We start from the raw sequence: 22,276 nt of genomic DNA on the forward strand, positions 1-22,276 counted from the left end.
TCCGGCCCGTTGCGGGTGATGCCGGACTGAAAAGCAGAACGTCCCCTCCCCGAAGTACGGGAAGGGGACGCTCGACGAGCTCTGCGATACGAAAACCTCTGCGATACGAAAACACAGACTCCGCGACGAGGTTCGTCAGCCCTCGATGCGCCGGACGACGCTGATCGGGCCGATCGACTGGATGTCGGCGATCTTCACCGGCACCCCCTCGGTCGACGCGTGCACCGCGCGGACGCCGTCCACCGCCATGGCCACGTGGGACTGGCTGGAGTAGTAGACGATGATGTCGCCGGCCTTGATCTCGCTCGGGCTGACCGCGCGCCCGGCAGCCGCCTGGGCGTAGCTGGTGCGGCCGATGGAGACGCCCGCGTAGCGGTATGCGGCCTGGATCAGCGACGAGCAGTCCCAGGTGTCCGGGCCGTTGGAGCCGTAGACGTACTCCTTGCCGCGCTGGGCCAGGGCGAACTCGAGCGCCTTGCCCGCGGTGCCCGGCGGCACCGAGATGTTCGACATGTCGCCGGCGTTCGCCAGCTGGTTGCGGACGGACTGGCTCAGCGAGTTGTACTGCGCCTTCGCGTCCGCGAGCTGCTTGTCGAGTTCGGTCTTCTTGGTCTCGATCTCGGCGAGCAGCTTCTTCGACGCCTCGGTGGCCTCGTTGGCCGTCTTCGTCGCGTTGTCCGCGGCGTTGACCGCGTCCTGCAGCTTCTGCAGCGACTCCGCGTTGTCCGCCGCCAGGATGTTGATGGCCGACATGCGGTTGAGGAAGTCCTGCTGCGAGTCGCTCACGAGCAGCGCCGAGATCTGGCTGAAGCGCGCGCCCGAGTTGGTGGCCTCGGTGAGGAGGTCGACCTGACCGCGGAGGGACTCCTCGGCCTTCTGGGCGACGGCGAGGTCGCCCTTCGCCTTGTCCAGTTCGCCCTGCTTGGCCGCGAGGTCGCCCTGGGCCTTCAGGTGGTCCTGGTTGAGCTTGGAAGCCTGCTCGGACAGCTCGTTGTACTTCTTGAGCGCGTCCGTGGCAGAAGGCTGTGCGGTGGCCGGGGCCGTGGGGAGTGCTGCTGCGACGACGGCTGCCGTCGCCACGAGTGCTCCACGCACGGTGCGGCGTGAGGGTTGCGACACCACGTCGCGGGTCCTCCTTTGTCCTGGCAGCCACCTCGCGAGAACTACTGTGCGTGAGGCGGCAACCTTGGCGTGTGCCCCGAGTGGGTTAACTGCTGGGCCGAAGGTCTCGGACAGGTTACGGAACGACCCTGTGTTCGTCTACCGCCGGGTCCTCAGCAGTTCACCGACCAGCACGCTCTCACAGTCGTCTACATCGGTTTATCGCGGGGTGGGAGACAAGCGTCACCCAACAACCCGGCGAATCACCGAAATGGGTCCGATCGAGTCGATGTTGGCAACTTTCACCGGCACACCCTCGGTCGACGCGTGCACCGCGCGAGTGCCGTCGATGGCCATGGCCACGTGCGACTGTCCCGAGTAGTAGATGATCAGGTCACCCGGCGCGACCTCGCCGCGACCCACGCCACGGCCGATCTTCGCCTGGTCGTAGGTGACGCGCGGGATGGACACCCCGGCGGCCCGGTAGGAGGCCTGCATCAGCGACGAGCAGTCCCACGAGTCGGGGCCGTTCGAGCCGAACACGTACGGCTTGCCCTGCTGGCTCATCGCGAAGTTCAGCGCCGCGCCGGCCGCGCCCGCTGGCGCCTGCACGGTGACCGTGGGGCCGGTGGCGGCCAGGGCCTTCTGCTGCGGCGCGGTCAGCGACTGGTACTTGGCCCGCGCGGTCGTGACCTGCTGGTCCATCGCGACCTTGCGGGTCGAGACGTCCGTCGCGAACTTCTCCGCCAGCGACGCGGCCTTGGTGGCGTCGCTGCGGGCCTTCTGGGCGGCAGTCAGCGTGGCGCTCATGCGGGTCACCGCCGCGTTCTGGTCGGCGGCGATGATGTTCATCGCCTGCATCCGCTCCAGGAAGTCCTGCTGGGAGGTCGACGTCAGGAACGCCGACAGGTTGGTGAGCCGGGCGCCCTCGAACGACGCCGTGGTCAGCACGTCGACCTGGCCGCGGTACTGCTCGGACTCGGCCAGCGCCTTCTTCTCCGCCTCGGTGGCGGCGACCACGATGCCGTTCGCCCTGGCCAGGTCACTCTGGGCCTTGAGGTGGTCCTGGGTGAGCTTCTCCGCCTCGCGCGTCAGGTCGGTGTAGGTCTTCAGCGCGTCGTCGGCGGGTTGGGCGTGCGCCGAGGGCATCGACACCACCGTCGCGGCGATCACGGCAGCCAGAGCGGTGGACTTTGCAGCACGTCGGCCGGGCACGCGGCCTCCTCAGGAGTCGGAAACAACTTCTGACGAGACGTACGGCCGAACAGCCGACGGGGTTCAGCCCGCCCTGCTGGAACACACGCGGGGCCCTTTCGTGCTGCAGGACAGCACGAAAGCTCCCCGCGTGCATCGACAACCACCTCAGTTTCGTCGATCGGCGTAAGTGGCTGATGGGGCGCCGGCGTTGCGCGTGGAGTGCACGCGGGGAGCTTTCGTACTACAGGAGCGCACGAAAGGCCCCCGCGTGCCGTACGAACGAGGGGTTGCGCGATCACCGGGCGGGGGCGGTCATGCGGTGGCGATCATGGTGTCCCTCCGATCCGGAAATCCTGTCTGCTACCTCGTCGAACCAGCGAGGTCCGCATCGGCACGGGACGCCAGCTTCTGCAACGCCCACGCGCACCCGAGCCCCACGGCCGTGAGAGCGAGCCAAGGCACCCATGGCACACCCGCGCGCGCAGCGGCGTCGAACGCGATTCCGGTGAGCAGATTGCCGAGCAGGATCCCGACGCCCACGACCGTGTTGTAGAGGCCGTAGTGCGTGGCCACGAGCCGGTCATCCGACAGCGAGACGATCTTGTCCATCTCGAACGGGAACACCACCATCGTTCCCAGCGCGAGCAACGCCGCGCACAACAGCAACCCGGTCCAGCCCCCGAACACCGCGGGTAAGAAGGCCAGGCCGAGCACCGCCATCCCGACCGCCAGCGACCGGTCCGGCCCGAAGCGTGCTCGCACCCACGCGGTCACGCGCATCTGGCCGAGCACCGCCAGCACGCCCGACACGGCGAACAGCGTGGCCGTCAGCACGGTCGACCCCGAGGCCAGTGGCAGCGCCAGGTAGACCTGGAACGACAGCACGTACGACCCGGTCATCGCCAGCGCGAACAGCACGAACCGCCGATTTCCCGCGACGACCCGCCAGTCCGCCGCCACCGAGTTCCCCGAGACCGACCCCGCCCGCGCAGGCAGCGACCGCCACTGCAACACGGTCAGCACGAGGAACACGAGTGCAGCGACCAGACAAGTCAGCCGGAAGTCCACTGCGGTCAGCGCGAGCCCGATCAACGGTCCCACCAGGATCCCGGTCTGGTAGAAGACGTTGAACAACGCGAACGCCTCCACCCGCCGCGGGCCGGCATCGGCGGCCACGTAGGCGCGCACGGCCGGGTTGAACAGGGCCCCGGCGAACCCGGTCGCGGCCGACGCGATCACCAGCGCCGGCAACCCGTCGACGAGCCCGAGCAACGCGAACCCGCCGGTCCGCAACGCACAGCCCGCCACGATCAACGGCTTGTACCCCAGGCGATCCGCCAGCGTGCCGCCGATCAGGAACATGCCCTGCTGTGCGAAGTTCCTCACGCCCAGCACAAGTCCGACGGCCCAGCCCGCCAACGCCAGCGTCACCGACAGGTGCGAGGCGAGGTACGGCATCAACATGTAGAAGCCCACGTTGATGCTGAACTGGTTGAGCAGCAACAACTGCACGCTGCGGTCGAACGAACGGAACTGCGTGATCACGCCGTCACCCCCAGAGGGTCCACAACGGACCGGCACATGGTCCACGACAGCACTTCGCGCTCTCCCAGCGAAGAGATCTCCAACGGGTCAGGAGCCGGAACCACGTCCAGCAAGCCGTGCGAGGCGCAGTACTCGTCGCTGAACACCGTGTCGAAGTACCGCTGTGGCCCGTCCGGGAACACCGCGGCGATCCGCGTGCCCGCAGGAGAGGTCCGCGCCAGCCAGGACGCGACCAGGGCGACGGCGCCGACACTCCAGCCACCGCTCGCGTAGTGCCGTGCGGCGAGCGTCCGGCACGCCCACACCGCCTCGCCCGGGTTGACCCAGTGCACCTGGTCGAACGCCGGGTAGTCGACGTTGCGCGGGAAGATGCTCGACCCGAGCCCGCGCATCAGCCGCGTCCGCGCCGGCTGGCCGAAGATCGTCGACCCGATCGTGTCGACCCCGACCAGCCGCAACGACGGGAAGTGCGTGCGCAGCACCGAAGCGACCCCGGCCGAGTGACCGCCGGTGCCCACCGCGCACACCAGCACGTCGACCTGTCCGAGCTGCGCGGCGAGTTCGTGCGCGAGAGGCGCGTAGCCGGCCACGTTGTCCGGGTTGTTGTACTGGTCCGGGCAGTACCCGCCGGGCAACGTCGAGAGCAGCGCCGCCACGCGCTCGCGGCGTGCCTCCTGCCAGCCCCCGGTCGGATGAGGACGGTCCACGAGGTCCACGGTGGCCCCGTAGGCGCGCAGCATCCGCCGGATGATCGGTTCGAGACCGGGATCGGTCACCAGGGTGACGGGGATGTCGTGCACGACTCCGGCGAGCGCCAGCCCGAGGCCGAGCGTGCCGCTGGTCGACTCGACGACGTGGCCGCCGGGAAGGAGATCGCCGCGTTCGAGCGCGCGGCCGATCATGTGCAGGGCGGCGCGGTCCTTCATGCCACCGCCGGGGTTGGCGCTTTCGAGCTTGGCCCAGAAGCCGGACGAGGACGTGCGTGAGAGTTCGTCGATCCACAGCACGGGCGTGTTGCCGACGATGCCCGCGGGCGTGTTGCGATCGAGCACGGGAACAGACATGGGAGTCCCTCGGAAGAATATGGTCATAGGCCGGTGCGAGAGCGCGCGTCAGCGCGGCAGGACCCGCGAAAGCCCTGCCACGGCACGCGAAACGGGCGGCCTACGTCCGGGAGATGCCGAGGTCGAGCAGCAATGTGCGCCCCGAGCGCGAAGGCTCGGCGCGCCACGGACACGACTGGGCCGTGGCGGCGGGACGTGCGGCGGGCACGAGGTCCGCGTCCGGCAGGGCGATGGAGGCCGCGCCGGTCTGAACGGCGGCCTGGGCCGGCGCGGCGGCCGCCAGGTGGTGGGTGTCGCCGTGGTGGCAGAACTCCCCGGAGATGCCCGGCGTGAACGCGCCGTGGTGGGCGGGCTCCGGCGGGCAGGCCGGGTGGAGCACGAACACCGCGATCAGCATCAGTGCGACGACGACGGCGAAGCGACGCGCTGTCGTCAGTTGGTTCCGCACGGTTACCAACCTACCGGTGTGGCGGATCTTGTAAAGCCTCTTGCTAGGTTAGGTAAGCCTAAACTCAGGAGGTGGACAGGTGCGCAGGACAGTCGCCGCGGTTCTGCTGCTCGGCCTGGTGGCCGGGTGTGGCGGGAACGCTCCCGCGGAGCAGCAGGGCGGCCAGTGGTCGTTCAAGGACGACCGCGGCAAGGAGGTCACCGCGCCCAAGCGGCCGGAACGCGTGGTCGCGCAGGTGTCCGCCGCCGGGGCGCTCAAGGACTACGGTGTCAACGTTGTCGGCACGTTCGGCCCGTTGAAGCGTCCCGACGGCAGTACCGATCCCGAGGCCGGCAGCATCGACCCGAGCCAGGTCACCGACATCACCGGTCCCGGCTACGGCGAGATCGACTTCGAGAAGTTCGCCGCGCTGAACGCCGACCTGGTCGTCGCGGGCTACTACCCGGAGGTCACCGGGCTCTGGCACCTCACCGCCGAGTTCGAGGAGAAGGTGCTCAAGGTCGCCCCGACCGTCGGCATCGGCCAGTCCAAGATCCAGCTGCCGGACGGGATCAAGCGCTTCCGCGAGCTCGCCGAATCGCTCGGCGCCGACACCGAGTCGGCTCAGGTGAAGGCCGACGAGGAGGCGTTCACCAAGGCGGCCGACCGGCTCAGGGCCATCGGCAAGAAGATGACGGCCGCGAACCAGAAGATCCAGGTCGTCGGCGCGGACCCGAAGCTGTTCTACGTGGCGGTGCCGGCCCGCAACCCTGATCTCGACTGGTACGTCAAGGAACTCGGCCTGCCGCTGCTGACGCCGGACCAGCCCGACACCGAGGGTGGCGGCTACTTCCAGTCGCTGTCGTGGGAGAACTCCGGCACGTACAAGGAACACGTGATCATGTGGGACACCCGCGCGCACGTGCTCAACCCGGAGAAGATGAAGGAGGGCCACCCGGTCTTCCAGGCACTGCCCGCCGTGCAGGCCAACCGGTTCGTCGAGTGGAACGCGGTGGCCCCGCTGAGCTTCTCCTCGTACAGCAAGATCATGAATAAATTGGCTGACCAGCTCGAACAAGTGTTGGCACGATGACCGGGTGCTGACGCTTCTGAAAGAGAACGGCCCGTTGCGCGTGCTCAGCACCGCACGGGTCGTTTCCGTCGTGGGGGACGCGCTCAGCCTGGTCACGCTGATGCTGCACGTGCAGTCGGTTGCGGGGAAAGCGATCGCGGTGGCCGCGCTGCTGCTGGTCGGCGACTTCGCTCCGTCGCTGATGAGCCCGGTCACCGGGCTCATCAGCGACCGGTTCGACCGGCGCACGGTGATGATCGCCTGCGAGGTCGCCCAGTGCGCGCTGCTGGCGGTCATCGCGTTCACGCTGCCGCCGTTGCCGGTGCTGCTCGTGCTGGTCGGCGTGCGCGCGATGCTCGGGCAGATCTTCGTCCCGGCCTCCCGCGCGGCCGTGCCGAGCCTGGTCGCGGAAAAGGACCTCCCGCGGGCGAACACGGTGCTGGGCTTCGGATCCAACAGCGCGGACGTCGTCGGGCCGCTGCTCGCCGCGGGGCTCCTGCAGTTCATGAGCACCCGCGGCGTGCTGCTGGTGGACGCGGTGTCGTTCGGTGTGTCGGCGCTGTTGCTGTTGCGGCTGCCGAAACTGATCGTGCCGGCGGAACCGGGTGAGTCGGTGTTCACGGACGTGAAAGAGGGGCTCGGCGCGATCTGGCGCGGGCGGGCGTTGCGGATCATCTTCCTCGGCTTCTGCGGTGTCGTCGCGTGCACCGCGATCGACGACGTCGCGATCATCCAGCTCGCCAAGGACTCGTTCCACACCACGGACAGCGCGGCCGGAGTTCTCCTCGCCGCGGTGGGCATTGGTCTGCTGGCCGGGTTCGCGTTGCTCGCCAGGGGAGCGACCAGGATCGGCATGGTCGCGTTGCTCGTGACGGGTTTCGTGGTCAGCAGCGCCGGCAACCTGCTGACCGGGTTCGCCTGGGGCGTGGCGGCGGCGTTCGCCGTGCAGACGGTGCGCGGGCTCGGGATCGCGGCGATGGACGTCGCGCACAGCACGCTCATCCAGCGGCTGGCACCGCCCGACAAGGTGGGCAGGGTCTTCGGCAACTTCTACGGCGGGATCGGCGTGGCGGCTGCGATCGGCTACATCGGCGGTGGTCTGCTGCTGGACGTCGTCGGGCCCGAGCTGACCTTCGTCCTCACCGGCGGCGCGGGCGTTTTGGTGGCGGTGTGGGTGGTTGCCGCTTCACCCGAAAGAGGTGTTGAGTGGGAATCAGCCTCTTGAGGGGAGAAGGCGATGTGGGGGAAACGCATTGCTGTTCTTGCGATATCACTGTTGTTAGCCGGTGGCGTCACGTCCGTCGCACACGCCGCGACGGGGGTCGTGCCCGCGTCGACGTCGTGGGTGTCCGCTGATCGCGGCTGGGTGCTGGGGCTCGACACGTTGTGCCCGATCGCGAAATGCCCGCAGCTCGTCCGCACGTTCGACGGCGGGGCCTCGTGGACTCGGGTGAAGACGCCGGCCCTGTCCGTGCCGGAGACCGACCGGCTGCGGGTGCGGTTCGCGAACGACGCCGCAGGCATGGTGACCGACGGCGAACAGCTGTTCGTCACCAGCAACGGCGGCACCCGCTGGGAACCGTCCGGGATCAAGGGAACCGTTGGGGCACTGGGGTTCGACAACTCCGGGTTCCTCGCGGTGATCTACGACGGCGCGTCCTCGCGGTTGTTCCACCGCGAGCTGTGGACCGGCCCGTGGCAGCCGGTGCCGGGCATCGAGGTGAAGGGCCAGGCGTTCGGCGACATCGCGAACGGCCAGGTCTCGCTGGCGACGTTCGGCGTGGAGAACCGGTACTGGACGCGGTCACCGGCGGGGTGGATGGAGGAACCCGCGCCGTGCACGGAGTTCTCGGCCACCCGGCTCGGCACGGTCGGCACGAGCCGGTTCGCGTTGTGCAGTTTCGACCCCGGCTTCGGGAACATGACGAAGGAGCTGCGCAAGTCCGACGGCGGGCCGTTCACGACCGTGAGCGTGCCGCCACGGGAGGGCATCACCACGGGCTTCGCGGTGTCGCCGGAGGCGGCGCTCGTGGCCGCGACCGGACGCGACTGGTCGTTCGTGCACCGCGGTCCCGGCGAGAAGTGGGACACGCCGCTCACCCTCGGCGGGCCGCCGTTCGAGGACCTGGCGTTCTCCGACGCGCGGCACGCCACGCTGGTGCGCGGCGGCCCCGGCCAGGAGTTCGCCGAGATCTACCGGTCCGATGACGCCGGTGTCACCTGGAAACCGCTGCAAATTTAACTAGTCTGAAGATCATGGAGCCCAACGAACACGGCATGCTCGACGTCGGCGACGGCAACCAGGTCTACTGGGAGGTCGTCGGGAACCCGGACGGCAAGCCTGCCGTGTTCCTCCACGGCGGGCCCGGTGCTCCGTCGAACGGTGCGCGCCGGGTGCTCGACACCGAGAAGTTCCGGCTGGTGATCTTCCACCAGCGCGGCTGTGGCAAGAGCGTGCCGCACGCGAGCGATCCGGCCGTGGACATGAGCCTCAACACGACCGAGCACCTGATCGCCGACATGGAGAAGCTCCGCGAGCACCTAGGCCTCGAGAAGTGGCTGGTGTGCGGTGGTTCCTGGGGCGTCACGCTCGGTGTCGCCTACGCGCTGCGGCACCCGCAGCGCGTCTCCGAGATGATCCTCATGTCGGTCACCCTGTCGTCCGCCCGTGAACTGGATTGGCTCTACAAGGGCGTTTCCCGGTTCTTTCCGGAGGCCTGGGAGAGGTTCAGCGCGCACGTGGGGAACGCGCCGGACGTCGTGCGCGCGTACGCCGAGGTGATGGAGAATCCGGATCGCGCGGTGCGGGAGCGGGCCGCCGTCGAGTGGTGCCGGTGGGAGGACACCGTGCTGTCACTGGAGGACCACGGCCGGCCGAACCTGTTCAGCGACAGGGCATCGGACGACGTGATCGCTCTAGTGCGGATCATCGCGCACTATTACGCGAACCTGGGTTTCGTCGGCGATCTGCTGAGCGATGCCGGCAAGCTCGCGGGCATCCCGGGCGCGCTGATCCACGGCCGCCGGGACCTGAGCTGCCCGGCGGACACGGCCTACGCGTTGGCACAGGCGTGGCCGGACGCCGAGCTGACCCTCGTGGACGACAGCGGCCACAAGGGCAGCCCCGCGTTCGCGGCGGCGATGGAGTCCGCGGTCAGGAGGTTTTCCCGGTGACACAACGGAAGCCGCCCGGTATGGGCTTCGAGTCGTGGATCGACAAGCAGATCCGCGAAGCCCAGGAACGCGGTGAGTTCGACGACCTGCCGAGCGCCGGAAAACCGTTGCCCGGCGCGGGTGAGCCGCTCGAAGAAGACTGGTGGATCAAGAAGAAGGTCCGGGAGGAAGAGGGCAGTGCAGGGTTGCCCCCTTCCCTGGTCCTGCGCAGGCGGGCCGAGACCGCCAGGGCCCGTGCCCTGGCGGCCCCGGCCGACGCCGAGGCGCGCGCGATCATCGAGGAGATCAACGCGGAGATCCTCGACGCCCTGCGCAAACCGTTGTCCGGTCCGCCGTTGAACCTGATGCCGTTCGACGTCGAGCAGTTGCTGCGTGAGCGGAAGGGGACCTCACGCCGCTAGTGCCGGTTCAGCTCGCGTTGACGTCGATGCAGGAGTAGAAGGCGTTCGCGGTGTCGCCGATGTTCCAGATGGCGAGCACCTTGTGGCGTCCGGCCGACCCCAGGTTGACCTTGTGCTGCACGGTGGCCGGCGGCTGCTGGTTGTTGCCGCTGAACGTCGCGACCTTGCGGCCGTCGACGAAGTACTCGTAGTCACGAGTGCGGTGGCGCGCGGTGAAGGTCCAGTTGAACGTGGCCGTGCGGCTCACGTTCGAGACCTTCCACCCCTTGTTTTCGTTGCTGAGCACGGAGAACTGCGACAGGTTGGCGTGGCAGCTGCGCAGGCCCTTCGGGCCCTCGACCGACTGCGGCTCCCACTGGATGGCCCCGCAGTCCGAGACAGCCTTGCTGGCACATTGCGCCTGGCGGCTGGCAGGCGAGGACACGTAGCCGTGTGCGAACGCCGTGCCGGTCGGGAGTGCCACGACGAGTAACGGTGCAGCGAGAACGCCGGCCATGGCAGCCGCAACCCTGCGTCCAGTTTTCATGTGACGTCCTTTGCCTTGATGTGCTTGGGCGTGCGTACATCGCGGCGGCGGTTGAAGGTCTAGACCATACCGCGCGTAACCGGCAGGCCACAAGACGTGGCTGACAGATCGGTCGGGTAAGCGACGACCGCTCAGCTTTGTGCAGCACCGAAACTAGTGCCGCGACCACGGCACAAGGCTCCCGCCGCGCCCCCTGGACCGGGACGCGGACCGGGATCCGGTCGACGCAGAGTGACTGTCGACGCAGAGTGACTACTGGGCCGGGTCGATGACCAAGCCGATCGCGGACCGGGCTAGGCGGGCGTGACCTCTTCTTCGGCCGGCTCGTCGAGCTTTTCCGCCGCACGAGCCAACCGGCGCTTCACCACGAACATGCCGACCACGCCGAAGACCACGGCGATCGCCAGACCGGCGTAGGAGAAGCCCTTCAGCCACTTCTCGGCCACCACGCCGAGGTAGTAGACGGCCGCCGCCGTGCCGCCGGCCCACACCACGCCGCCGAGCGCGTTCGCGATCAGGAACTTGCCGTAGTTCATGTGCAGCGAACCGGCCAGGGGCCCGGCGAGAATGCGCAGCAGGGCCACGAACCGGCCGAAGAACACCGCCCAGGCGCCGCGTTTCTGGAACACCCGGCGGGCGTGCTCCAGCTGTGTTTCGCCGAAGTGCTTGGGGAATTTGCGGCCCATCCATGCGAACAGGCGGGGCCCGCCGCGGCGGCCGATGAGGTAGCCGAAGTTGTCGCCGATGATGGCGCCCGCGCTCGCCCACACGCCGATCCACAACGGGCTCAGGTCGGCGTGCTGCGACGCCAGCAACGAGGCCGTGACCAGCACGATCTCGCCGGGTAGGGGGATGCCGAGCGACTCGATGCCGATCACCAGGCCGACGATGACGTACACAAGCAGAGGAGGAATGGCTTCGAGCCACTGTTGGATCGGCACGCGACAACACTACCGTCGCGGTCGTGAACGAGCTCGCACTCGCGGTCGTCGCGGGAATGGTCGCCACGGTCAACCCGTGCGGATTCGCGCTGCTGCCCGGCTATCTGGCGCTGGTGGCACGCGACAATCTGACGAGAGCCTTTATGTCCGGTTTGGTGATGACCTTCGGATTCGTCACCTTTTTCGGACTGTTCGGCCTCCTCGTCACCCCGCTGGCCACCACGCTCAAGCGCTATCTGCCGTTCGTGACGGTCGTGATCGGCGCGGGGATGATCGTCGTCGGCCTCCTGCTGGTGATCGGCAAGGACCTCTACCTGAGACTGCCGAAGCTGCAGGCCGCGCCGAAGAGCCTGTGGTCGATGTACGGCTACGGCCTCGCGTTCGCCATCGCCTCTCTCTCGTGCGCGATCGGCCCGTTTCTCGCCGTGGTCGGTGCATCGCTGCAGACCGGTGGAATTGCGTTCCTGGCCTATGCATTCGGTATGGGACTCGTTGTCACGGCACTGGCCGTGGCGGGTTCGGCGCTCGCACCGCAGATTCGCAAGCTCCTCCCACACGTCGGCCGTATCGGCGGTGTGGTTCTGATAGCCGTCGGCGCGTATGTGACGTACTACGGCGTGTACGAGCTACGGCTGTTCCTCGCCAACGGCAGTGCGATCGACCCGGTCGTGCAGGGTGCCGGACGGTTCCAGAACACGCTCGTGCAGATCATGACGGCGCTCGGGCCGTGGCCGTTCGTGATCGTCCTGGCCGGAGTGGGGGCGTGGTGGCTGAACCGGAGGAGGCGCAAGGCCGTACGCCCGGACAGGAGGTGAGGCGCCGATGCGCTTGCTCGGAGTCCTGCTGGGGGTCGTGCTGCTGCTCGCTGGTTGTGGTGAGAAGGCGCCGCCCCCGGAGAAGTTCCAGTTCACCGCCAAGACCCTGGAGGGCGCGGAGTTCCGCGGCGACAAGCTCGTGGGTCAGCCGGCCGTGCTGTGGTTCTGGACGCCCTGGTGCCCGTCGTGCAACGCCGAGGCGAAGACCGTCGCGGAGACGGCCAAGCACCACGACAAGGTTCAGTTCGTCGGCGTCGCGGCGCAGGACCAGCTGGACGCGATGAAGAAGTTCGTGGCCGACCACGAGATGACAGGTTTCCCGCACCTGGCGGATCTCGACGGGTCCGTGTGGAAGCGGTTCGGCGTGACCGCGCAACCCACTTTCGCGTTCGTCAAGAGTGACGGTTCGGTGGAACTTCTCACCGGCGCACCCACCGCGGAACAGCTCGACCAACGCGTATCCGCTTTGACACCAAAGAATTAAACGCAGGACAAAGTCCCTGGGCTGTCGGGACCAACGCCTGGTTCGGCGTCGCGCTCGAATTCGTATCGTCGAACCGGCCACGTGGCCATGCCGCGTTGCCCTGAGGAGGCAGGTCTCGATGGACTACATCCAGGTTTCGCTCGCGGAGGCCATTCCCGAGCAGGCCAGGGACTACGCGTCGGCTCGCATCGGCTCGCTGGACCGCTACGCACCCGACCGCGTCGACTTCGCGTGGATCAACCTGACTTCGGACAAGTCCGTGATCCACGCACACGCCCGGCTCGACCTCAAGTGGGTCGAGGTGCAGGCGTACGCGGAGGCCGACACCGTGACCGAGGTGATCGATCTGCTGCGCGAACGCATGCGCAGACAGCTCGTCTCGATGCACAACTGACCTCGGTGAACTGAACCCACCACTCGGCGGCGGACGGGTGGTGTGTTAGGCACCCTCATTTCCGGGCGACCTTCTTCACGATCCCCCGCGCGCCGTCGACCACGACGACGTCTCCCGTGGCGATCCGGGTCGTGGCGTTCCCACAGCCCACCACGGCCGGGATCCCGAGCTCCCGCGCGACGATCGCCGCGTGCGAGAGAGGTGCGCCGACATCGGTCACGACAGCGCGGACACGGGTGAACAACGGCGTCCAGCCGATGTTCGTCACCGTGGTCACGAGAACTTCGCCGTCCAGCAACGATTCGCCGTCCTCGACCCGTGCCAGCACCCGCGCGACACCCTCCACCACACCCGCCGAACCGGGGAACCCGGTGACGTCCGACGGCATCGGCACGTCCGTCGAAGCGTCGTAGAGATCAGCTCGCCGGTCCGGTGACGCCGCCCAGGACTCCGGATCGAACCGTCCGCGGATCACCGCCGGATAGGGCGGCAACGCGCGATAGCGCTCATACGCCGTGCGTTGCGCATGCACGCGGTCCAGCAACGAGGTCTCGCCGCCCAAAACGCGCAGCACGTCGTCGATCGGCAGGAAGAACAGGTCGTCACCGGACGACGTCAGCTCCCCGGCCCGCAGCACGAACGCCCGCATCACCCAGAACGCCCGCACCATCTCCGACCGGGCCTGCTCCCGCGCCCGCGCGCCCGCCCCGATCCGGTCGAGCTGCTTGCGGATCTTCGGCGCTGCCGCGGGATGCCGTGCCACCAGGCGATCCCACGCCTCGGCCCGCAGCGAGGCCTGGCGCGCGAGCATCGCCTCGGGATCGGCCAGCGTCTCCAGCTGCCGGGAGATCCACTCCGGATCCTCCGCCGGCCGTGGCGAGTAGAGCTCGAACTCGCCGGCGGACCGATGTCCCCACGTCCGGGCGAAGGTGTCCCGGTCGATCTCCCCTGACCGCAACCGCGCGAGCCCGACCAGCGGACCCAGGCTGGCGAGCCCAGCGCCGTCGTGGAACCCGGTCAGCAACGTGCCCGCGTCCTCCTCGCCGACCAGCACGACAAGCCTGCGCCGGAACGCCGCCGGTCCGCCCGCGATCATGCGCGCGCCCGCGTCCAGGATCGGGCAGACGAACCGCAGCAGCTGGTCGAGATCGCGCCGCCACAGGTCGAGCAACGCGCCAGGCGAGGAACATCCCGCGATCGCGTCACGAGCGGCGGCGCACCGTGCGGGGTTGTCGCGGACCAACTGCGGCAGCCGCGTCCGGTAGAGGATCTGCTGCTTCAGCGGCCCGCCCGCACCGCGCAGCACCGCACCCAGGATCGCGAGACGGGACATCGGCAGCGGCGGCACGGTCACGCCGGCCGGGATGCGCCCGAACGTCTCCTCGCCCGAGCGCAGCATCTCGTCGGCCTTCCCGATGGCCGTGCCCAGCGCGGTGTAGGTGCTGATGTTCAGGTAGAAGCGGCCGCCGATGTTGCCGGAGATCCGGTGCGGCCCGATCGCCATGCTCGACAGCACGCGCACCAGCGACCACGTCACCGGCGTCATCACCTCGGGGATCGCCTCGCCGACGTTGCCGTTGGACCACAGGTAGTCGCCGTCGAGCGAGTCGTTCCACTCGACCCGCAACGACGTGATCGGCCGCGCCTGCAGGATCCAGAACTCGCCGCCGGCCAGCGCCCACTCGACGTCCATCGGCGTCCCGAACAGCGCTTCGATCCGTGCGCCCAACGCGACCAGCGAAGCCTTTTGCTCAGCCGTGAGGAGTTCCGCCGGGTCCGCCTCGCCGCTGACCAGTGCCTCACCGAGCCCGCGCACCGCGTTGATCACCGGTTCCGGCCGCCCGGTCACCGGATCCGCCGTGAACAGCACACCGGACACGTCGGCGGGCACCATCCGTTGCACGACCACCGCCATCTCGGCGGACTCGATCCCGTTGCGCGCGCGATAGGCGACGGCCCGCTCGGACCGCAGCGAATCCCAGCACTGCAGGACCGCGTCGAACAGCCCGCTCTCGCCGACGTCGAGCACCGTGTCGTGCTGGCCCGCGAACGACAGGTCGGGCAGGTCCTCGGCGGTGGCCGACGACCGCACCGCCACCGGCCCGCCCAGCGCGCGGAACGCCTCCAGCACGCCCTCCATCGACCGCTCGCGGTAGGCGCGGGTGGTGAGGTGGAACCCGGCGGGCACCGGCAGCCCGGCCCGGACGAGCCTCGCCAGCGAGGCGCCCTTGCCACCGACCGCGGCCAGGTCGGCGGCCGGGTCGTCGAGCGGGAGGATCAAGGAGACCATGTCGCCATAGTGTCGAAACCCGCCGCCGCCGTTCGTACAAAGGGCGAAAGGAGTCCACCATGCCCCAGGAAACGACACAGCAGTACCTGCTCAGCATCTACCAGCCCGACGGTGACGCCCCTCCGCCCGAGGTCCTCGACCCGATCATGGAGAACCTGCAGACCCTGAACGAGGAGATGCGGGCCAAGGGCGCGTGGGTGTTCGCCGTCGGCCTGCACCCGCCGTCGACCGCGACCGTGCTCAGGACCAAGGACGACGACGTGCTGATGACCGACGGGCCGTTCACGGAGGGCAAGGAGCACATCGGCGGGTTCACGATCATCCAGGCCGCCGACCTGGACGAGGCGCTGGAGTGGGGCCGCAGGCTCGCGACCGTGCTCAGCCCGTTGTCGATCGAGGTCAGGCCGATCGCGTCCTGATGATCGAGGAGATCTTCCGCGCGCAGTACGGCCGCGCGGTGTCCGTCCTGACCCGCGTCCTCGGCGACCTCGACCTCGCCGAGGAGGCGGTGCAGGACGCCTTCACCACGGCCGCCGAGCAGTGGCCGGTCAAGGGCGTCCCGCCGGCACCCGCGGGCTGGATCATCACGACCGCCCGCAACCGCGCGATCGACAGGCTGCGCCGCGAGACCAGAGGCCACGAGAAGCACGCGCAGGCCGCGTTGCTCCAGCACGAACCGGAGGAGGTGGGGGACGTGCCCGACGACCGGCTGCGGCTGATCTTCACCTGCTGCCACCCGTCGCTCGCGCTGCCGGCCCAGGTCGCGCTCACCCTCAAGCTCCTCGGCGGCCTCACGACGGCGGAGATCGCCAGGGCGTTCCTGGTGCCGGAACCGACGATGGCGCAACGGATCGTGCGAGCGAAGGGCAAGATCCGCGCGGCCCGCGTCCCGTACCGGGTGCCGCGCGACGCCGACCTGCCCGCACGCCTGAAGGCCGTGCTCGCGGTCGTCTACCTGATCTTCAACGAGGGCTACCTGGACAAGGCGGAGCTGGAGACGGAGGCGATCCGGCTCGGGCGGGTGCTGGCCCAGCTCATGCCGGACGAACCCGAGGTGTGGGGGCTGCTCGCGTTGATGCTGCTCGTCGCGTCCCGCCGGGAAGCCCGGCTGCGCGACGGCGAGATCGTCCTGCTCGCGGACCAGGACCGGTCGCGGTGGGACGCGGCCCTCGTCGCCGAGGGCCAGGACATCGTGCGCCGGTGCCTGCGCTGGAACCGGCCCGGTCCCTATCAGATCCAGGCCGCCATCAACGCCGTGCACAGCGATCCGCCGACCGACTGGCATCAGGTCGTGGCGCTGTACGACCAACTACTGGCGTTCACGCCGAGTCCGGTCGTGGCACTGCATCGCGCCGTGGCGGTCGCCGAGACCGACGGTCCGCAGAAGGCACTGAGTGAGGTCGACGCGCTCGACCTGGACCGCTACCACCTGTTCCACGCCGTGCGCGCGGATCTGTTGCAACGCCTCGGCCAGGACCCGACGTCCGCACTGGAGGCCGCGCTCGAGCGGGCGGAACACCCGGCCGAGCGCGAGCTGCTACGCGGCCGGCTTGCGGCGGCGGACCAGCAGGATCACGCCGACGAGCACGATCAGCGCGACGACGATCCACAGCCAGGCCGGGACACCACCGGACGCTGAGGACGTGCTGGTGGGCGCGTTGGACACCGGCGCGCTCATCGTCACCGACGAAGGTGGCGGTTCCGAGGCGGACGTCGGCGTGGCGATGTTCATGGTGAAGGTGAAGGTGCCCTGGACGAGGTCACCGTCGTCGGACTGCGCCCTCCACGAGAGCGTGTGCGGCCCGGTCTTGGCCGCGGCGGTGTCGAACTTCGCCGTGATCGTCTTGCCGACGACCGCCGACTGCGTGATCGGCCACTTGGCGCCGTCCGGTCCCGTGATCGTGATCGCGTCGCCGTCCGGCAGGCTGATGATGTCGCTGAACGTCAGCTCGACCTGCTGGGGGAGGGCGTCGAGGGTCGCGCCGGACGCCGGGTTGCTGCTCTTGAGCTCGGCGTGGGCCTGCGCGGGGACGGCCAGGGCCGTCGCGGCGAACAGTGCCAGCACGAGCACGCTGAAGAAACGCCTCACCGGCCGCAGCGTAGTGGTACGGGGTTCACGCCGGGTGTTCCAGCGCGAAGCTCGCCAGGTCCTCGAACCGCGGCCGGCCAGGTGAGCTCCGGTCCGCCACCAGCGCGATCCGGTCGGCGACCCAGGACGCGCTGATCGGCTGACCTGCCTGCCCTGCGGGCACCCGGCCGCGCGCGAGCACCACGAACGCCTGGAACGGCTGGGGATGCGTGACCGGCACGACCGGCGCGGTCGCCTCGAACACGACGGCTCCCAGCTCGTCCAGCCCGGCCACCGGAACGCTGATCCACCCGGAGAGCGGCCGCGTCCTCGGCCCGAGGACGCACCGGGTCGCCGGCGCGCCGTCCAACTCCTCGGTGAGCGCCTCGACCAGATCCGGCACGACCCGTTCGGAGACCGTGCCCAGCGGCCGCACCTTGATCAGCCACTGGGCGGGCGACGACCACGCGATGCCCGGCGCCCGGTCCAGCGCGCCGAGCACTTCGACCACCGAGGGTGGTGGCCAGATCGCGACGGACAGCCTCACGCCACTGATTCTGGGACACGCGACGTGAGTTGGGGCAACGACAACACCCACGCGACAGCGGTGGCCACGCCCGCGGCGATCACCGGCGCGATCGGTGCCAGGTCGTACAGCAGGCCGCTCAGCATCGTCCCGGCGAGGACGGCGAGTCCGGCCGCGGCACAGACGAGACCGGCGACCAGGCCCTGGTGCCGTGGTCCGACGCCGAGCGAGGCCGCCGCGGCGAACCCGGTCACCGCGAGCCCGAGGCCGACAGCCACCAGCAGGAACGCCATGGCCGCCAGCCACAGCGACTGGCTGACCGCCAGGATCGCGTAGCCCGCCAGCGCGATCGGGGCACCGGTGCGCATCAACCGGGCGGCAGACCACCTCAGCAGCGGCACGACCACACCCTGCGTCACGACGAGTCCGAGGGCGGAGAGCAGCATGATCCCGCTGATCGCGAACAGGTTGGTGCTCATCTCCAACCGTGCTTTGACGAGCAACGTGATCACGGCCTGGGAGAGTGCGAACGCCAGGTACATCAGGAACCCGACTCCGAAGGCGGGCAACAGCTCCCACGGCCGTGTGGGGACCGTGTGCCGCGGACGTTCGACAGGCTTGACGGCGATGAGAACCACGACGGCGACCAGCAGCGCGATCACGGGCGCGAGGTAGAGCGGCAGCAGCAGCGAGAGGAACACGAGCAGGCCACCGATCGGCGGTCCGATCAACGCCGCCAGTCCCTGCACCGCCCAGACCAGGCCGACGGCACGCGTGCGATCCCCTTCCGCGACCGTCGTGGTGCCCGCGACGGCGAGTGCCGCGACGGCGAACACAGCGAGCCCGGCGCCCACCAGCACGCCGCGGAATACCACCACGAACGCGAAGGACAGGTCGGGGTTCAGCGTCTCGTCCAGACCGAACGTCACGGCCGCGGCGAACCCGGCCAGCCCGAGCACGCTCAGGGCGAGCCCGGCGATCAGCACCGCCCGCAACCCGATGGAGTCGAGCGCCCAGCCCCAGAGCGGGCTCGACAGGGCGAGCGCCGCGGAGCTGACCGTGATCACGAGACTCAGCCGCGTCGGCGAGAGGCCGGCCTCGGTGGACAGCGGGGTGAGCGCTGGGACGATCAGGTGCTGGGTCAGGAACATCCCCAGCGCGGCGAGCAGTAAGGGCAGCAACGATCTGGGCACGCGATTTCCCCCCTTGAGTGACAGCGCGATGAGGGTAGTTCAGTCAACTGAACAGTTGGTTTGGTGACCGATGCAGTTGGGTAACCCGGCCCCGAACTGATCAACTGCTGGAGCACACGGGAACCAGAGGAGCGGTTTGGCCCACGACCAGGCAGCGACGACGGGTGAGCCGGCTCATCTGCCCCTGGGCAGGCAGCGGCCGTCGCTCGCGGCGGTCCGGCGTTGGGTGCGGCTGGAGCTGATGAGGGAGAACGCCGACAGCGTGGCCGACGTGCTGCTGGTGGTGAACGAACTCGTCAGCAACGCCTACCGCTACACGTCCGAGCCGTCGTTCCTGCGCGTCGTCGTGGAGAAGTCCAAGATCCGCGTCGAGATCGAGCACGACGCCCGCGCCCACCCACCGTTGCGGAAGGTCTCCCGGCCGCAACGCGGATATGGCCTGGTCCTGGTCGCCAGGCTGTCCGATCGGTGGGGTGTGGACCGCGCGCACGGCGGCACCGTGGTGTGGGCCGATCTGCCGAGGTTCCCGTGATTCCAGTTCGGTGGGTTTCGATCTGCGCGCGCCTGGGTACGGATCCTCCTGCCTTGAATGAACAGGGCGCGGGGAGATGCTGATGGGTATTGCAGGACGGTCCAGCGAACGACTGGACCTCGTCCTACCGGAGGGGAACATGCCGCTCGCGAACGTGCGAGCGGAGGTGCGCCGACTTCTGCTGGGGATGCATGAGAACGTCGTCGTCGATGTGATGGTGGTGGCCACGGAACTCGTGAGCAACGCCTACCACCACGGCGCGCCACCACGCCGTGTCCGCATTCTTCGCTTGCCTGAACGTGAGGTCGTGCGGGTGGAAGTCGACGACGGAACGCCCGGGCGGTTCCCGCAGCTGGGCCGGATGGGGTTCCTCGGACGACGTCAGCGCGGGTTGTTGCTGGTCAACGGACTGGCACAGGTGTGGGGGCATTACCGGTACCCCGACGTGAAGACGGTGTGGGCAGACGTGTCCTCGGTCAGATGAGGGTCTTGGCCACGTAGGCGGTGGCCTCGGCGATGAGTGCCTCATCGTATTTGGCGTCCGCGGAAGACCTGCTGGACATGATCGCGATCAGGATCGGTTCCCGGCTGGGCGGCCAGACGACGGCGATGTCGTTGGCCGTGCCGTAGTCGCCGGTGCCGGTCTTGCTCGCGACCCTGCTGCCCTGCGGCACGCCCGCCCGGATCCGCTTCGCGCCGGTGACCGAGCGTTCCAGCAGGTCCCTGAGGAAGTCGCGCTTCTCCGGTTCGAGGGCGTCGCCGAGCACGAGCCGCTGGTAGTCCGTGCCGAGCGAGCGCGGCGTGGCGGTGTCGTGCGGATCGCCGGGCGTGGCCGAGGTGATGTCGGGCTCGATGCGGTCCATCCGCGTCTCGTTGTCGCCGAGTTCGCGCAGGTACCTGGTGAGTTCCGCGGGACCGCCGACCTCGCGCAGCAGCAGGTTGCCGGCGGTGCCGTCGCTGTAGCGCACGGCGGCGTCGCACAGGTCGCGGAGCTTCATGCCGGTCTGGACGTGCCGGCTGGTGATCTTCGAGCTGTCCATCAGGTCGGCCTGGGTGTAGGTGACGACGGTGTCCAGGTGCGTCATCGGGTTGCGGTGCAGCACAGCCGCCGCGGCCAGGCCCTTGAACGTCGAGCAGAACGCGAACCGCTCGTCGGCCCGGTGTTCGATCGTGCCCACGCCGGCCGCGTAGACGCCCAGGCGTGCGTCGAACTTCTTCTCCAGCTCGAACAGCGCCTCGTGCTTGACGGGCGCCGCGCTGGTGGTGGGCGTCGCAGGTGGAGCCGTCGTCGGCGCTGGTGCGGCAGCGCAGCCGGCGAGGGGGAGCAGGGCGAAGGTCCTGAGCACAGTGCGTCGAGCGGTCACGTTCTCACGTTATTTGATCTCCTGGACGCGTCGTATCGCTGATCAGCCCACCAGCCGGATCCCCGGATGGCGCGGCCGGTCGAACAACGTGGTCCCGCGATGCTTGAGGTGCAGGTCGAAGAACGCGCCCACGTAATCTCGTTGGGCCTTCAACGCGTCCCGCGGGTTGATCGTCCCAATGAGACCCTGGCGGCGTTGCGGTGTCACCCCGGCGATCTGCGGCACCGACCACTGCAGGTCGCTGAACCCGTAGTGCGCCCCGTCGTCCAGGTGGACGTCCCGCTTCCACCCGCGCTGGTTCGGCCAGAAGTCGGCCCACGTCCTGGTCAGGCTCGTGTCGACGTGCGACAGCTCGCGTTCACCGAGATCGCCGCCGAACAGCAGGAACGGCCGGTCGAGCCCCTTCGTGACGACCTCGCCGGGCGCGTAGGTACCGCCGTCGCCGGTGTGCTCCATCGCGCCGTCGATGTTGATGCCCGCGTCGAACCTGCGGTCGCGCACCATCGTCTCGCCCGCCGTGTAACCACCGGCGGAGTGCCCGGCGATCCCGACCCGGCTCGTGTCCACCCACTTGTGCAGGCTGGGGAGCTGGTCGAGCACGAACCGCAGGTCGGCGACCCGTGTGTCGATGACCTTCTTCATCGTTTCCGGGCTGCCGTCGATCACGCCGTACTCGACGCGGTTGCCGGGGAACTCCACGGCCAGCGCCTCGTGCGTGTGGCTCACGGTCACCACGACGTAGCCACGACTGGCCAGGTCGTCGGCGGCCGTGGCGTAGAACTCGCGCGGCCCCTGGAGTCCCGGTGAGAACAGCACAACCGGCCATCTGGCCCTGATCGGCACAGCGTCCACCCTGGCCTGCCGGAGTGTCCCGGACCAGTCGACCGTCCCGGCGGGAACGTCCAGGAACGCCGGGCTGGAGATGATCGGGTCGGCGGCGGCCGCGAGGCCCGGACCGAGCCACGGAGCCTGCCTGCCCCGGCGCTGGGCCGGGTAGCTGACGGTGACCATCAGTTCCCGGTTCTTCGCCGGCCGGAACGGGTCGAGGCGCGCCGGATCGACGAGGTGAGCGTCGAACGTGCCGACCGGTAGCGGGCCGCTGAGCTGCGGTGACACCAGGGTGGAGGCCGTCAGGGCGGCCGCCAGCAAGAGCTGCATTGTT

25 protein-coding genes are annotated in these 22,276 nt (G+C 69.0%); 12 read left to right on the forward strand and 13 right to left on the reverse strand.

Going from position 1 to position 22,276, the window contains the following annotated elements:
- Window positions 1–135: 135 nt before the first annotated feature.
- The 5 genes from B0F77_RS13625 to B0F77_RS47850 all read right to left on the reverse strand — a co-directional run bounded on the left by B0F77_RS13625 (window position 136) and on the right by B0F77_RS47850 (window position 5,355).
- The gene (locus B0F77_RS13625) at window positions 136–1,080 is read right to left on the reverse strand and encodes a C40 family peptidase (RefSeq protein ID WP_245848082.1); all 945 of its coding nucleotides are present in this window, start codon (window positions 1,078–1,080) and stop codon (window positions 136–138) included.
- 264 nt (window positions 1,081–1,344) lie between these two features.
- Entirely contained in the window at window positions 1,345–2,316 is a 972-nt protein-coding gene (locus tag B0F77_RS13630) for a C40 family peptidase (protein WP_245848084.1), read from the reverse strand.
- Between the two features lie 342 nt (window positions 2,317–2,658).
- Window positions 2,659–3,843, reverse strand: coding sequence for an MFS transporter (locus B0F77_RS13635; RefSeq protein WP_245848087.1), 1,185 nt, complete (start codon window positions 3,841–3,843; stop codon window positions 2,659–2,661).
- On the reverse strand, window positions 3,840–4,907 hold the full coding sequence (locus B0F77_RS13640) for a PLP-dependent cysteine synthase family protein (protein WP_245848090.1): 1,068 nt from the start codon (window positions 4,905–4,907) through the stop codon (window positions 3,840–3,842). Before B0F77_RS13640 ends, B0F77_RS13635 begins: the two co-directional genes overlap by 4 nt.
- Window positions 4,908–5,007: 100 nt before the next feature.
- Window positions 5,008–5,355, reverse strand: a complete 348-nt coding sequence (locus B0F77_RS47850) for a hypothetical protein (RefSeq protein ID WP_086663244.1) — start codon at window positions 5,353–5,355, stop codon at window positions 5,008–5,010.
- Between the two features lie 79 nt (window positions 5,356–5,434).
- Here B0F77_RS47850 and B0F77_RS13650 point away from each other — a divergent pair, with 79 nt between their 5' ends.
- Genes B0F77_RS13650 through B0F77_RS13670 form a run of 5 tightly spaced genes read left to right on the forward strand, consistent with a single transcriptional unit; the run spans window position 5,435 to window position 9,981 of the window.
- Complete coding sequence (locus tag B0F77_RS13650) at window positions 5,435–6,427, forward strand: ABC transporter substrate-binding protein (protein WP_086663245.1); 993 nt, start codon at window positions 5,435–5,437, stop codon at window positions 6,425–6,427.
- A 4-nt stretch (window positions 6,428–6,431) separates the two neighbouring features.
- Window positions 6,432–7,631 (forward strand): MFS transporter, encoded by a 1,200-nt coding sequence (locus B0F77_RS13655; RefSeq protein ID WP_211293776.1) that lies wholly within the window; start codon window positions 6,432–6,434, stop codon window positions 7,629–7,631.
- Window positions 7,632–7,682: 51 nt separating this feature from the next.
- A complete protein-coding gene (locus B0F77_RS13660; protein WP_086663247.1) occupies window positions 7,683–8,648 on the forward strand; it encodes a hypothetical protein in 966 nt (321 codons plus the stop codon).
- A 14-nt stretch (window positions 8,649–8,662) separates the two neighbouring features.
- On the forward strand, window positions 8,663–9,580 hold the full coding sequence (gene pip, locus B0F77_RS13665) for a prolyl aminopeptidase (protein ID WP_086663248.1): 918 nt from the start codon (window positions 8,663–8,665) through the stop codon (window positions 9,578–9,580).
- Complete coding sequence (locus B0F77_RS13670) at window positions 9,577–9,981, forward strand: DnaJ family domain-containing protein (RefSeq protein WP_086663249.1); 405 nt, start codon at window positions 9,577–9,579, stop codon at window positions 9,979–9,981. Before pip ends, B0F77_RS13670 begins: the two co-directional genes overlap by 4 nt.
- A gap of 7 nt (window positions 9,982–9,988) precedes the next feature.
- Here B0F77_RS13670 and B0F77_RS13675 read toward each other — a convergent pair whose 3' ends face one another.
- Window positions 9,989–10,444, reverse strand: a complete 456-nt coding sequence (locus tag B0F77_RS13675; protein WP_483868447.1) for a lytic polysaccharide monooxygenase auxiliary activity family 9 protein — start codon at window positions 10,442–10,444, stop codon at window positions 9,989–9,991.
- Between the two features lie 356 nt (window positions 10,445–10,800).
- On the reverse strand, window positions 10,801–11,448 hold the full coding sequence (locus B0F77_RS13680; protein WP_086663251.1) for a DedA family protein: 648 nt from the start codon (window positions 11,446–11,448) through the stop codon (window positions 10,801–10,803).
- A 23-nt stretch (window positions 11,449–11,471) separates the two neighbouring features.
- Here B0F77_RS13680 and B0F77_RS13685 point away from each other — a divergent pair, with 23 nt between their 5' ends.
- The 3 genes from B0F77_RS13685 to B0F77_RS13695 all read left to right on the forward strand — a co-directional run bounded on the left by B0F77_RS13685 (window position 11,472) and on the right by B0F77_RS13695 (window position 13,141).
- Window positions 11,472–12,263: a cytochrome c biogenesis CcdA family protein gene (locus B0F77_RS13685; RefSeq protein ID WP_245848092.1), complete on the forward strand. Its 792-nt coding sequence runs from the start codon at window positions 11,472–11,474 to the stop codon at window positions 12,261–12,263.
- 7 nt (window positions 12,264–12,270) lie between these two features.
- Window positions 12,271–12,747, forward strand: coding sequence for a redoxin domain-containing protein (locus B0F77_RS13690; protein ID WP_086663252.1), 477 nt, complete (start codon window positions 12,271–12,273; stop codon window positions 12,745–12,747).
- Window positions 12,748–12,865: 118 nt separating this feature from the next.
- Window positions 12,866–13,141, forward strand: coding sequence for an HPF/RaiA family ribosome-associated protein (locus tag B0F77_RS13695; RefSeq protein ID WP_086663253.1), 276 nt, complete (start codon window positions 12,866–12,868; stop codon window positions 13,139–13,141).
- Between the two features lie 55 nt (window positions 13,142–13,196).
- Here the strand turns inward: B0F77_RS13695 and B0F77_RS13700 are convergent, their stop codons facing one another.
- Window positions 13,197–15,431: a PEP/pyruvate-binding domain-containing protein gene (locus B0F77_RS13700; protein WP_086663254.1), complete on the reverse strand. Its 2,235-nt coding sequence runs from the start codon at window positions 15,429–15,431 to the stop codon at window positions 13,197–13,199.
- 59 nt (window positions 15,432–15,490) lie between these two features.
- Between B0F77_RS13700 and B0F77_RS13705 the strand changes: the two genes are divergently transcribed.
- Window positions 15,491–15,850 (forward strand): YciI family protein, encoded by a 360-nt coding sequence (locus B0F77_RS13705; RefSeq protein WP_086663255.1) that lies wholly within the window; start codon window positions 15,491–15,493, stop codon window positions 15,848–15,850.
- Window positions 15,850–17,070, forward strand: a complete 1,221-nt coding sequence (locus B0F77_RS13710; RefSeq protein ID WP_086663256.1) for an RNA polymerase sigma factor — start codon at window positions 15,850–15,852, stop codon at window positions 17,068–17,070. Before B0F77_RS13705 ends, B0F77_RS13710 begins: the two co-directional genes overlap by 1 nt.
- On the opposite strand, the gene B0F77_RS13715 is transcribed toward B0F77_RS13710, so the two are convergent.
- From B0F77_RS13715 to B0F77_RS13725, 3 genes are read right to left on the reverse strand one after another with little or no spacing between them, the layout of a single operon-like run.
- Window positions 16,969–17,520 carry a copper resistance CopC family protein gene (locus tag B0F77_RS13715; protein WP_158102683.1) on the reverse strand — a complete coding sequence of 184 codons (552 nt, stop codon included), beginning with the start codon at window positions 17,518–17,520 and terminating at the stop codon, window positions 16,969–16,971. The genes B0F77_RS13710 and B0F77_RS13715 overlap by 102 nt on opposite strands.
- Before the next feature lie 25 nt (window positions 17,521–17,545).
- Window positions 17,546–18,046, reverse strand: a complete 501-nt coding sequence (locus B0F77_RS13720) for a 2'-5' RNA ligase family protein (RefSeq protein ID WP_086663258.1) — start codon at window positions 18,044–18,046, stop codon at window positions 17,546–17,548.
- On the reverse strand, window positions 18,043–19,218 hold the full coding sequence (locus tag B0F77_RS13725; RefSeq protein WP_086663259.1) for an MFS transporter: 1,176 nt from the start codon (window positions 19,216–19,218) through the stop codon (window positions 18,043–18,045). Before B0F77_RS13725 ends, B0F77_RS13720 begins: the two co-directional genes overlap by 4 nt.
- Window positions 19,219–19,354: 136 nt before the next feature.
- Between B0F77_RS13725 and B0F77_RS13730 the strand changes: the two genes are divergently transcribed.
- A complete protein-coding gene (locus tag B0F77_RS13730; protein ID WP_086663260.1) occupies window positions 19,355–19,750 on the forward strand; it encodes an ATP-binding protein in 396 nt (131 codons plus the stop codon).
- 82 nt (window positions 19,751–19,832) lie between these two features.
- Complete coding sequence (locus B0F77_RS13735; protein ID WP_143466710.1) at window positions 19,833–20,234, forward strand: ATP-binding protein; 402 nt, start codon at window positions 19,833–19,835, stop codon at window positions 20,232–20,234.
- Here B0F77_RS13735 and bla read toward each other — a convergent pair.
- Window positions 20,227–21,114: a class A beta-lactamase gene (gene bla / locus B0F77_RS13740; protein WP_086663262.1), complete on the reverse strand. Its 888-nt coding sequence runs from the start codon at window positions 21,112–21,114 to the stop codon at window positions 20,227–20,229. The genes B0F77_RS13735 and bla overlap by 8 nt on opposite strands.
- Window positions 21,115–21,156: 42 nt before the next feature.
- Complete coding sequence (locus tag B0F77_RS13745) at window positions 21,157–22,272, reverse strand: alpha/beta hydrolase family protein (protein ID WP_086663263.1); 1,116 nt, start codon at window positions 22,270–22,272, stop codon at window positions 21,157–21,159.
- Window positions 22,273–22,276 lie beyond the last annotated feature (4 nt).

It is taken from the genome of Lentzea kentuckyensis, assembly GCF_002150765.1.
Lineage (GTDB): Bacteria > Actinomycetota > Actinomycetes > Mycobacteriales > Pseudonocardiaceae > Lentzea > Lentzea kentuckyensis.

Coding starts and splice junctions, on each gene's coding strand:
- pip (WP_086663248.1), top strand. CDS start 8,663: ATGGAGCCCAACGAACACGGCATGCTCGACGTCGGCGACGGCAACCAG.
- B0F77_RS13705 (WP_086663255.1), top strand. CDS start 15,491: ATGCCCCAGGAAACGACACAGCAGTACCTGCTCAGCATCTACCAGCCC.
- B0F77_RS13710 (WP_086663256.1), top strand. CDS start 15,850: ATGATCGAGGAGATCTTCCGCGCGCAGTACGGCCGCGCGGTGTCCGTC.
- B0F77_RS13640 (WP_245848090.1), bottom strand. CDS start 4,907: ATGTCTGTTCCCGTGCTCGATCGCAACACGCCCGCGGGCATCGTCGGC.
- B0F77_RS13700 (WP_086663254.1), bottom strand. CDS start 15,431: ATGGTCTCCTTGATCCTCCCGCTCGACGACCCGGCCGCCGACCTGGCC.
- B0F77_RS13745 (WP_086663263.1), bottom strand. CDS start 22,272: ATGCAGCTCTTGCTGGCGGCCGCCCTGACGGCCTCCACCCTGGTGTCA.
- B0F77_RS13690 (WP_086663252.1), top strand. CDS start 12,271: ATGCGCTTGCTCGGAGTCCTGCTGGGGGTCGTGCTGCTGCTCGCTGGT.
- B0F77_RS13735 (WP_143466710.1), top strand. CDS start 19,833: ATGGGTATTGCAGGACGGTCCAGCGAACGACTGGACCTCGTCCTACCG.
- B0F77_RS13695 (WP_086663253.1), top strand. CDS start 12,866: ATGGACTACATCCAGGTTTCGCTCGCGGAGGCCATTCCCGAGCAGGCC.